The organism is Roseateles aquae (assembly GCF_032337115.1).
GTDB classification, from domain to species: Bacteria; Pseudomonadota; Gammaproteobacteria; order Burkholderiales; family Burkholderiaceae_C; genus Roseateles_C; species Roseateles_C aquae.
The window spans coordinates 1-1,685 of sequence record NZ_JAVXZY010000034.1; the positions used below are offsets into that span (position 1 = coordinate 1).

Here is a 1,685-nt window from a genome sequence, read left to right on the forward strand (position 1 = left end):
CTCTGCGCGGTGCTCCAGCACCATACGCACCGCGCGCTCGCGCACCTCAGGCGAAAACTTCGGGGACTTCTTCATGGCTCCATTCTCCAGAGTTGGAGCCTCCTCGAAATCCGGGGCGATTCACAGTCCCCGTTTCAAGCCATCACCTGCATTTAGAGACCCCGCCTGACGACGTATCCCATGAGAGTTGCCAGTCCGTACGAGCCAATAACCCCAACTACTCCCCACAGAAGCGTTCCCCCCGGGCCAATTTCAAATACCCCGCCACCACCGCCCAAGGCCGCTACAACCATCAGCAATAAAAAAACAATCTCCACTATCGGAACCATGGATATAGCTGACGGCTTGTCTCCGCCAATCTTTTTCCATCGGCTATACGAGCGCGCCGCCACCACGGGTGTAAGAGCATTCCACAGCAACTTCAGACAGAAGAGAACCAACGAGGCGTTATACAAATAACTCATTGCGAGCCCAATATGCGCTGGCCCAACAGGCCTTTGAACCACTCCCAGCCAGAAGGCCACCTAAGCGAAGCAGCAGTAACTTGAGAAGTTATAGAGTTTGCAAATGGCACAACACTCCAACTCCATCCGGCCGTCGCGCTCCACTGCGGTCCCCAGAGACCTGTGTTTATGTAATTGCCCCAAGTGGCCCCGCCTGTCATGACCCAACGCCCAGCGGCAAGGTCAGGGATAAGCCCAGCGCCGGCCCATGATGTTACGGTTACCGTATCCGCAAAGACTGTCGGGAACAGTGCAATGCCACCTCCAGCTGCAACCGCTCCGGTGCCGGCTGTGAATAGAGCAAAATCTTTGACGGGCTGGGTGAAATCCTGAACTTGGTACCCGGCCTCACCGAGCATCTTGTACAGAGGTCCAGTACACCCCGTGTCCATCGGATTGCAACTACCAACGGCTTGTCGAAGCTCAGGGATGTCCTTCTTGGTACAGGTGCCTGGATGACTCAGGCAATTAAAGAGGTACCCGAAAGATCCAGTAGTTGCGCCATTTGCAAACGTTCCGCCACCCAACACAGATGCCGTCCCGCCAACAATCGCACTTGTTATCACACCGCTGACATGATCTTTACCAGTAAATCCATAGACATTCGCCGCCTTAGAGAATGCTGCAGAAAGCGCTCCCGAACCACAGCTACCACCTCCGGCGACAGTCGTTACGCAACCTACCACGCCATGAAGCGCAATGCTTGCACCCTTACCGAGCGCCTCTGCCGGATTGGCGCCGCCGGAGAAGAAGTCGCCGCCTTCAATGACATTGCCGGCGCCGTAGAACATGCCAGCACTGAACGCGCCCTGCAAGCCCCCTTGCAATGAGCCAGTGCTGACAACGCCGCTTGCAAAGCCAGCGATTGCCGCTTGGGTCATGCCGCCACCTGCGAAGGTGTAGGCGCCTCCTGCAGGACCGAGCAACATGCCGACAGCGATGCCGGTGAGCTGACGCGCCAGCTGCGAGTCAATGATGCCGACCTTTTCAGCGCCCCAGATGACAACCAGGGCGATGAAAAAGTCGTCGATCAAAAAGGCGTACCCACTCGGATCCGTACACCCCATCGGGTTGTTGTAGCAATACCCGTAGCGGTTGTAGTTCTGCAGATTGAATGGGTCCTGCAGCATCGGGTCGGCCTGCAGGAACACGCCCAGGCGCGGGTCGAACAGCCGGCCGTTC

The 1,685-nt window shown here is 57.2% G+C and carries 1 protein-coding gene; it reads right to left on the minus strand.

Annotated elements, in window-relative coordinates; genetic code table 11:
• Nucleotides 1-460: 460 nt before the first annotated feature.
• Nucleotides 461-1,685, minus strand: a 1,225-nt coding sequence (locus RQP53_RS24625) for an RHS repeat-associated core domain-containing protein (RefSeq protein WP_315653381.1), incomplete at its 5' end; no start/stop codon positions are given.